Here is an 8,510-nt window from a genome sequence, read left to right on the forward strand (position 1 = left end):
CGTCGACGTGGTGTGGCTGTTCCTGTTCGCGGTGATCTACATCTGGGGTTCGTGATGCGGGCGGGGCGCCGATCATGAACGAGCACGCCCGGCGCCCGGCGACCTATCAGGACGTGCTCGCCGCACCCCCGAACATGGTGGCCGAGCTGGTCGACGGATCGCTGCACCTCCACCCCCGCCCCGCCTCGCGCCATGCGCGGGCGACCTTCCGCATCGCGATGAAGCTCGGGGATCCCTACGACGACGGCGTGGGAGGGCCGGGGGGCTGGTATTTTGCCATCGAGCCGGAGCTGCATCTCGGCGGGGACGTGGTGGTGCCGGACCTCGCCGGCTGGCGGCGCGAGCGCATGGGGACCTTTCCCGACGCGCCGGCGATCGAGCTCGTGCCCGACTGGGTCTGCGAGATCCTGAGCCCCGGGACGCGGCGCTTCGACCTGACCGAGAAGCGGGCGCTCTATGGCGCGCGCGGGGTCGGCTTCCTCTGGTTTCTCGATCCGGAGGCGGGGCTCCTCGAAGCCTTCGCGCTGCGGGACGGGGCCTGGGTGCTCGTCGGGACGGCGCAGGGGGACGAGGAGGTCCGGCTCGCGCCGTTCGAGGCGACGGGGTTCGCGCTGTCCGCGCTCTGGCCGTGAGGCGGCGGGCGAAGGGCTGAGTGCATGACCCGCCGGATGATCGTCCCGCTGATCTTCGGCGTGGTCGGGGTGGCGCTTCTCGTCTCGCTCGGGGTCTGGCAGGTGCAGCGCCTGGCCTGGAAGACGGCGATCCTCGCCGAGATCGAGGCGAAGCTCGCCGCCGCGCCGGTGGCCGTGCCGCCCGAGCCGACGCCGGAGGCCGACCAGTACCGGCGGGTGCAGGCGGAGGGGGTGGTCGGGCCGGGGGAGCTCCATGTCTATACGACGGCGCCCGGGCAGGGGGTGGGGTACCGGGTGATCGCGCCCTTCCGGCTCGCGGACGGGCGGCCGATCCTGCTCGACCGCGGCTTCGTGCCGATCGGGGAGAAGGAGGCGGCGCGGCGGGTCGGGCCGCTGAGCGTGGAGGGGTCGCTCGCCTGGCCGCGGGAGACGGACCGCTTCACCAGCCCGCCCGACCGGGAGAAGAACATCTGGTTCGCCCGCGACGTGCCGCTGATGGCCGAGGCGCTCGGCACGCTGCCGGTGATGCTGGTGGTCTCGGCGAGCGACGATCCGGGCCAGCCGCTGCCGATGCCGGTGACGGTCAACATCCCGAACAATCACCTGCAGTATGCGGTGACCTGGTTCGGGCTGGCGGTGGTCTGGGCGATGATGACAGGTTATCAGCTTTGGCGTATCAAGCGCCGGATCGACTGAGGGATTATTTCGCCGATGCAGTATGTCTCGACCCGCGGAGCAGCGCCGAAGCTCGGTTTCGAGGAGGCGATGCTGGCGGGTCTCGCCCGGGACGGCGGGCTCTACGTTCCCGAGACCTGGCCGCGGATGAGCGAGGCGGAGATCGCGGCGCTGGCCGGGCTCTCCTACGAGGAGGCGGCCTTCCGGGTGATGCGGCCGTTCATCGGCGATGCCTTCACCGACAGGGAGCTCGAGGGGATCATCGGGCGCGCCTATGCCGGCTTCCGCCATGCGGCGCGGGTGCCGCTGCGCCAGACCGGGCCGAACGACTGGCTGCTCGAGCTCTTCCACGGGCCGACGCTCGCCTTCAAGGACGTGGCGATGCAGCTGATCGGGCAGCTCTTCGAGGCGAGTCTCGCGCGGAGCGGGCGGCGGATCACCATCGTCGGGGCGACGAGCGGGGATACCGGGTCGGCGGCGATCGAGGCTTTTCGCGGGCGGGCGGGGGTCGAGGTCTTCATCCTCTTCCCGGACGGGCGGGTGTCGGAGGTGCAGCGGCGGCAGATGACGACCCCGGCCGAGGCGAACGTGCATGCGCTGGCCATCGCCGGGGACTTCGACGACGCGCAGGCGCGGCTGAAGGATCTGTTCAACGATCATGCCTTCCGCGACGGCGTGGGGCTCGCGGGGGTCAACTCGATCAACTGGGCGCGGGTGCTGGCGCAGACGGTCTATTATTTCACCGCCGCGGTGGCGCTGGGGGCGCCGCATCGGCCGGTGAGTTTTACCGTGCCGACGGGGAATTTCGGCGACGTCTTCGCGGGGTACGTCGCGCGGCGTATGGGGCTGCCGATCGAGCGGCTGGTGATCGCGACAAACCAGAACGACATCCTGCACCGGACGCTGGAGACGGGGGCGCACCGGCGCGCCGGGGTGCGGGCCTCGATCAGCCCGTCGATGGATATCGAGGTGAGCTCGAATTTCGAGCGGCTGCTCTTCGAGCTTTATGACCGCGAGGGGGCGGCGGTGGCGGGGCTGATGGGGGAGCTGGCGGGCGGCGGGTTCGAGCTGTCGCAGGGGGCGCTGGGGCGGCTCCGGGCCGAGTTCGACAGCGCGCGCGCCTCGGAGGAGGAGACGCGGGCTGCGATTGCGGCGGCCTGGGCGGCGACGGGGGAGCTGGTCTGCCCGCATACCGCGACCGGGCTGCATGCGGCGCGGGTCAGGCGGGGCGATCCGCGGGTGCCGATGGTGGTGCTGGCGACGGCGCATCCGGCGAAGTTTCCCGATGCGGTCGAGGCGGCGACGGGCGAGCGGCCGGCGCTGCCGGGGTGGATGGCGGATTTGATGGCGCGGCCGGAGCGGGTGACGCGGGTCGCGAACGACGTCGCGGCGATCAAGGACGTCATCGGGCGGGCGACGGTGGGGGAGGGGGCGCGATGAGCGTCGAGGTGCACGAGCTGGCGAACGGGCTCCGGCTCGCGGTCGAGCCGATGCCGGGGCTGCGCTCGGCGAGCGTCGGGATCTTCGTCACCGCCGGCGGGCGGCACGAGCGGCTGGAGCAGAACGGGATCGCGCACTTCCTCGAGCATATGGCGTTCAAGGGGACGCCGACGCGCTCGGCGCAGCAGATCGCCGAGGAGATCGAGGACGTCGGCGGCTACATCAACGCCTATACCGGCAAGGAGATGACCGCCTATTACGCCCGGGTGCTGGAGGCGGATGTGGAGCGGGCGCTCGGGATCCTGGCCGACATCGTGCTCAACCCGCTCTTCGAGGCGCCGGACATCGAGGTCGAGCGCGGGGTGATCCTGCAGGAGATCGGGCAGGCGCTCGATACGCCGGACGACATCATCTTCGACTGGCTGCAGGAGGCGGCCTATCCGGCGCAGCCGTTCGGGCGGACGATCCTCGGGCCGGCGGAGCGGGTGCAGGGCTTCGGGCGGGCGGAGCTGGCGGGCTTCGTCGGCGAGCACTACGGGCCGGAGCGGATGATCCTCGCGGCGGCGGGGGCGGTCGATCCGGAGCGGCTGCTCGCGCTGGCCGAGCGGCACTTCGGGCATCTGGCGCGGCGCCCGGCGCTGCCCTTCCTGCCGGCCCGCTTCGCCGGCGGCGAGCGGCGCGAGGCGCGCGACCTCGAGCAGGTGCATGTGGCGATGGCCTTCGAGAGCCCCGGCGTGCGCGAGGACGAGGCCTATACGGCGCAGATCTATGCGACGGCGATGGGCGGCGGCATGTCGTCGCGGCTCTTCCAGGAGCTCAGGGAGCGGCGCGGGCTCTGCTACACCATCTTCGCGCAGGCCGGGGCCTACGAGGACACCGGGCTCATCACGCTCTATGCCGGCACCGGCGCCGAGCAGATCGGCGAGCTGACGAGGCTGACCGTCGACGAGCTGCGCCGCGCGGCCGAGGGGCTGAGCCCGGCCGAGATCGACCGGGCGCGGGCGCAGATGAAGGCGGGGATGCTGATGGGGCTGGAGAGCCCCTCCTCGCGCGCCGAGCGGCTGGCGCGGATGCTGAGCATCTGGGGGCGGGTGCCGACGATCGACGAGATCATCGCCAAGATCGACGCCGTGACGCCCGAGCGGGTGCGCGGCTTCGGCGAGCGGCTGGCGGCGCGCGCCGATCCGGCGCTGGCGCTGCTCGGGCCGGTCGGGGACGCGCCCGACCGATCGGTGCTGGCGAGGCGCCTGGCGGCCTGAGGTCGGGCGTGCTCCGCTTTCGCCGTCCGCCGCAGCCTGCGATCGAGACCAGGCGGATGACGCTGCGGTTGCCGGAGATGCGCGATCACGCCGCCTGGGCCAACCTGCGCCGGGAGGGCGAGACCTTCCTGCGCGCCTGGGAGCCGGCCTGGTCGGCGGATCATTTCTCGCGCCAGGCGTTCCGCACCCGGGTCTACTGGGCCTGGCGCGCCCGCGACGAGGGCAAGGCGCTGGCGCTCTTTCTCGTCCGCCGCGAGGATGCCCGGCTGATGGGGGCGATCACGCTCGACAACATCCGCCGCGGCCCCTCGCAGTCGGCGCAGGTCGGCTACTGGATCGGGCCGGCGTTCGCGCGCCAGGGGCTGATGACCGAGGCGCTGGAGGCGGTGGTGGTGCATGCCTTCACCACGCTCGACCTCAGCCGGATCGAGGCGGCCTGCCTGCCCGAGAACGTGGCGTCGCGCACGCTGCTCGAGCGCGCGGGTTTTCGCGAGGAGGGGCTGGCGGAGGGCTATCTGCAGATCGGCGGGCGCTGGCGCGAGCATGTGCTCTATGCGCTGCTGCGGGCCGACCGGCGCCAGGAGGGGGAATGAGCGCGCTGAACCCGGCCGATGCGGTGCTTCTCGAGCGGCTCTCGGCGGCGCTCGGGCCGGGGGGCGTGGTGCCGGCGGAGCCGCGCTATCTCGAGGAGCCGCGCGGGCGCTTCGCCGGGCGCGCGGCGGCGGTGCTGCGGCCGGCCTCGACGGAGGCGGTGGCGGCCGCCGTGGCGATCTGCGCCGAGGCACGGACGGGGATCATCCCCTATTCCGGCGGCACCGGGCTCGTCGGCGGGCAGGTGATGGGTGAAGGGCCGCTGCCGGTCGTCCTCTCCTTCGAGCGGATGAACCGAATCCGCGACGTCGATCTCGCCGACGGGGTGATGATCGTCGAGGCAGGCTGCGTGCTGGCCGACGTCCATGCCGCGGCGGCAGCGGCGGGGCGGGTCTTCCCGCTGACGCTCGCCTCCGAGGGGTCGGCGCGGATCGGCGGGCTGCTCGGGACGAACGCGGGCGGGGTGAACGTGCTGCGCTATGGCAACGCCCGCGACCTCTGCCTCGGGGTCGAGGCGGTGATGGCGGACGGGTCGGTGATGCACGGCCTGAGGCGGGTGGCGAAGGACAATATGGGCTACGACCTGCGGCATCTGCTGATCGGGTCGGAGGGCACGCTCGGGCTCATCACCGCCGCGAGCCTAAGGTTGCATCCGCGGCCGGGCGAGACGGCGACGGCCTGGGCCGCGGTCGCCTCGCCCGATGCGGCGCTGGCGCTGCTCAATGCGCTGCGCGATGCGCTCGGCGGGACGATCTCGGCCTTCGAGCTGATCGGGGTCGAGGGGCTCGCCTTCCTGGCGGAGAAGATGCCATCGGTGCCGCAGCCGCCGGCGATGGGGACGGACTGGCGGGTGCTGGTCGAGGCGGCGGATGCCGCCGGGGCCGGGACGCGGGCGCGGCTCGAGGCGGCGCTGATGGCCGGGCTGGAGGCGGGCGGGGTCGCGGAGGTGCTCGTCGCGCAGAGCGAGGCGCAGCGCGCCGTCTTCTGGGGCGTGCGCGAGACGATCCCGGAGGCGAATCGGCTGGTGGGGGCGATATCGAGCCACGACATCTCGGTGCCGCCGGCGAGGATCGGCGAGTTCGTGGCCCGCGGGGCGCCGCTCGTCGCGCGCTTCGACCCGGAGCTCAGGATCAACTGCTTCGGGCATCTCGGCGACGGGAACCTGCACTACAACGTCTTCCCGCCGCAGGGGCGAAGCCGGGCGCTCTACGATTCGCTGCGGGCGCCGGTGAAGCGGGCGGTCTACGATCTCGTGCACGAGCTGGGCGGCTCGGTCGGGGCCGAGCATGGCGTGGGCCGGCTGAAGGTGGAAGATCTGGTGCGCTACGGCGATCCGGCGATGGTGGCGGCGATGCGGGCGATCAAGGCCGCGCTCGATCCGCAGGGGGTGCTGAACCCGGGGGCGGTGCTCGCCTGAGGGGGGGATTGCGCCCCTTCTCTCTTGGGGGGGAGGGAGAGAAGGGGCGCTTTATCCAGACTGGAGGGTCTGAGTTTTGCAAGCAGCCCGTCCGTTTTGGACACCTCCTTTCTGGCGGCGATTCCTTACCAAAAGTTTAACGGATCCGGCAGTGATCAACTTAAAGTTGTCATCCGCCCGGGCCCTTTCGCCTTTGCTCGCCGGGAGCCTGCGTGCTAGGGCGGGTGGCCCCGGCCTGCCCATTTGCTTTCATGTTCCGCATCCTCCGAGAGAAACCCGCTGACGTCGACGAGGTGGAGCTCCTCTTCGACCTGGCCTTCGCGCCGGGGCGGTCGGCGCTGAGCTCCTACCGGCTGCGCGACGGCGTGGCGCCGGTGGCGGATCTCTGCCTCGTCGCGCGGGACGAGTACGACGCGATCGCCGGTGCCATCCGCTACTGGCCGGTCCGGGTGGGCGAGGCGGGGACGCCGGCGCTGCTGCTCGGGCCGGTGGCGGTGCACCCGACCCGGCAGGGCGAGGGGCTCGGCGCGCTGCTGATCGCCGAGAGCCTGGAGCGGGCGCGGGAGCGGGGCTGGAGCCGGGTGATCCTGGTGGGCGACGAGCCCTACTATCGCCGCTTCGGCTTCAGCCGCGCCGCGGCGAGGCGGCTCGACTATCCGCCGCCGACCAACCCCGACCGGCTGCTGGCGCGCGCGCTGGAGCCGGGGGCCTTCGACGGCGTCGAGGGGCTGGTCGGGCGCTGGGAGGACGAGGTCGGCCCGGCTTCGGCTTGAGGTCTGCCGCCGCCTGTCGGATGAGAGGGTGAGGCTCCAACTGCAGGGACCGGTGCATGCCATGAACGCCAATCTCTTCGCCCTCCTCGCCGACAGCATCGCCGACCCCGCCGCGGTCGCGATCGAGACCGCGGCCGGCGCGCGCATCAGCTATGCCGATCTCGTCGCCCGGACCGGGCGGATGGCGAACGCGCTCGCCGGTCTCGGCGTGCGGCCGGGCGACCGGGTCGCGGTGCAGGTCGAGAAGTCGGTCGAGGCGATCGTGCTCTATCTCGGCACCGAGCGCGCCGGCGGCGTGTTCCTGCCGCTCAACACCGGCTACACCCCGGCCGAGATCGCGTATTTCGTCGGCGACGCCACGCCGCGGGTCTTCGTCTGCGATCCGGCGCAGGCCGAGGCGCTGCGGCCGGCGGCGGAGGGGGCGGGGGCGACGCTGGTCACGCTGGGCGCCGACGGCCGGGGGACGCTGACGGAGGCGGCGGAGCGGGCGCCCGAGGTCTTCGCGACCGTCGCGAGGGGCGCGGACGATCTCGCGGCGCTTCTCTACACCTCGGGCACGACCGGGCGCTCCAAGGGGGCGATGCTGACCCACGGCAACCTCGTCTCGAACACGCGGGCGCTGATCGAGGCCTGGCGCTTCACGGCGGAGGACGTGCTGATCCATGCGCTGCCGATCTTCCATACCCACGGGCTCTTCGTGGCGACGAACGTCGCGCTCTTCTCCGGCGCCTCGATGATCTTCCTGCCGAAGTACGACGCGGGCCGCATCCTCGCGCTGATGCCGCGGGCGACGGTGCTGATGGGGGTTCCGACCTTCTATGTCCGGCTGCTGGAGGAGCCGGGGCTCACGCCCGAGGCGGCTGCGCACATGCGCCTCTTCGTCTCGGGCTCGGCGCCGCTCCTCGCCGAGACGCACCGGGCGTGGCAGGCGAGGACCGGACACGCCATCCTCGAGCGCTACGGCATGACCGAGACCAACATGAGCACCTCGAACCCCTACGAGGGCGACCGGGTGGCGGGGACGGTGGGGATGCCGCTGCCCGGGGTCGAGCTGGTGGTGACCGATCCCGAGACGGGCGAGGTGCTGCCGCGGGGCGAGATCGGCATGATCGAGGTGCGGGGGCCGAACGTCTTCAAGGGCTACTGGCAGATGCCGGAGAAGACCGCGGCCGAGCTGCGCGCGAACGGCTTCTTCATCACCGGCGACCTCGGCAGGATCGACGAGCGGGGCTATGTCCATATCGTCGGGCGCGGCAAGGACCTCATCATCACCGGCGGCTACAACGTCTATCCGAAGGAGATCGAGGCCGAGATCGACGCGCTGCCCGGCGTGGTGGAATCGGCGGTGATCGGCGTTCCCCACAAGGACTTCGGCGAGGGGGTGACGGCGGTGGTGGTGCCGACCGGGGCGGTGGCGCTCGACGAGGCGGCGGTGCTGGCGGGGATCGGGGACCGGCTGGCGAAGTTCAAGCTGCCGAAGCGCGTGGTCTTCGTCGACGAGCTGCCGCGCAACACCATGGGCAAGGTGCAGAAGAACCTGCTGCGCGAGCGGTTCGCCGGCCTCTACCGCGCCTGAGCGGCTCATACGGCCTCCGGCGGATTGAACCGGTTTCGAGGGGAATTCCATTCGTGTTAACAGCGACTTGGGCGGACTGGAATGCGGCCGGAAAGGGGGCTGGAAAGCGGCCATACGATTTGCGGTCGTGACCAGAGGTTAATCAGG

General features: G+C 71.9%; 8 protein-coding genes. All 8 read left to right on the forward strand.

The features are described 5' to 3' along the window. Positions 1–74: 74 nt before the first annotated feature. Entirely contained in the window at positions 75–632 is a 558-nt protein-coding gene (locus Q0112_RS14590; protein WP_297976515.1) for a Uma2 family endonuclease, read from the forward strand. 24 nt (positions 633–656) lie between these two features. Then, entirely contained in the window at positions 657–1,328 is a 672-nt protein-coding gene (locus Q0112_RS14595) for an SURF1 family protein (RefSeq protein WP_297976517.1), read from the forward strand. A 15-nt stretch (positions 1,329–1,343) separates the two neighbouring features. Beyond that, entirely contained in the window at positions 1,344–2,747 is a 1,404-nt protein-coding gene (gene thrC, locus Q0112_RS14600; RefSeq protein ID WP_297976519.1) for a threonine synthase, read from the forward strand. Further along, positions 2,744–4,006 (forward strand): pitrilysin family protein, encoded by a 1,263-nt coding sequence (locus Q0112_RS14605; protein ID WP_297976520.1) that lies wholly within the window; start codon positions 2,744–2,746, stop codon positions 4,004–4,006. Before thrC ends, Q0112_RS14605 begins: the two co-directional genes overlap by 4 nt. Positions 4,007–4,062: 56 nt before the next feature. Further along, positions 4,063–4,599: a GNAT family protein gene (locus Q0112_RS14610; RefSeq protein WP_297976521.1), complete on the forward strand. Its 537-nt coding sequence runs from the start codon at positions 4,063–4,065 to the stop codon at positions 4,597–4,599. Beyond that, positions 4,596–6,014, forward strand: coding sequence for an FAD-binding oxidoreductase (locus Q0112_RS14615; protein ID WP_297976523.1), 1,419 nt, complete (start codon positions 4,596–4,598; stop codon positions 6,012–6,014). The genes Q0112_RS14610 and Q0112_RS14615 overlap by 4 nt, the downstream gene beginning before the upstream one ends. Positions 6,015–6,265: 251 nt before the next feature. Continuing rightward, positions 6,266–6,787 (forward strand): GNAT family N-acetyltransferase, encoded by a 522-nt coding sequence (locus tag Q0112_RS14620; RefSeq protein ID WP_297976525.1) that lies wholly within the window; start codon positions 6,266–6,268, stop codon positions 6,785–6,787. Positions 6,788–6,848: 61 nt separating this feature from the next. Further along, complete coding sequence (locus Q0112_RS14625; RefSeq protein WP_297976526.1) at positions 6,849–8,363, forward strand: malonyl-CoA synthase; 1,515 nt, start codon at positions 6,849–6,851, stop codon at positions 8,361–8,363. Positions 8,364–8,510 lie beyond the last annotated feature (147 nt).

Source organism: uncultured Amaricoccus sp., from assembly GCF_937858865.1.
Taxonomy (GTDB): Bacteria; Pseudomonadota; Alphaproteobacteria; order Rhodobacterales; family Rhodobacteraceae; genus Amaricoccus.

Excerpts from the sequence above, each read along its gene's own strand:
- Q0112_RS14610 (WP_297976521.1), top strand. The coding sequence starts at position 4,063 with ATGACGCTGCGGTTGCCGGAGATGCGCGATCACGCCGCCTGGGCCAAC.
- Q0112_RS14615 (WP_297976523.1), top strand. The coding sequence starts at position 4,596 with ATGAGCGCGCTGAACCCGGCCGATGCGGTGCTTCTCGAGCGGCTCTCG.
- Q0112_RS14625 (WP_297976526.1), top strand. The coding sequence starts at position 6,849 with ATGAACGCCAATCTCTTCGCCCTCCTCGCCGACAGCATCGCCGACCCC.
- Q0112_RS14605 (WP_297976520.1), top strand. The coding sequence starts at position 2,744 with ATGAGCGTCGAGGTGCACGAGCTGGCGAACGGGCTCCGGCTCGCGGTC.
- Q0112_RS14620 (WP_297976525.1), top strand. The coding sequence starts at position 6,266 with ATGTTCCGCATCCTCCGAGAGAAACCCGCTGACGTCGACGAGGTGGAG.
- Q0112_RS14595 (WP_297976517.1), top strand. The coding sequence starts at position 657 with ATGACCCGCCGGATGATCGTCCCGCTGATCTTCGGCGTGGTCGGGGTG.
- Q0112_RS14590 (WP_297976515.1), top strand. The coding sequence starts at position 75 with ATGAACGAGCACGCCCGGCGCCCGGCGACCTATCAGGACGTGCTCGCC.
- thrC (WP_297976519.1), top strand. The coding sequence starts at position 1,344 with ATGCAGTATGTCTCGACCCGCGGAGCAGCGCCGAAGCTCGGTTTCGAG.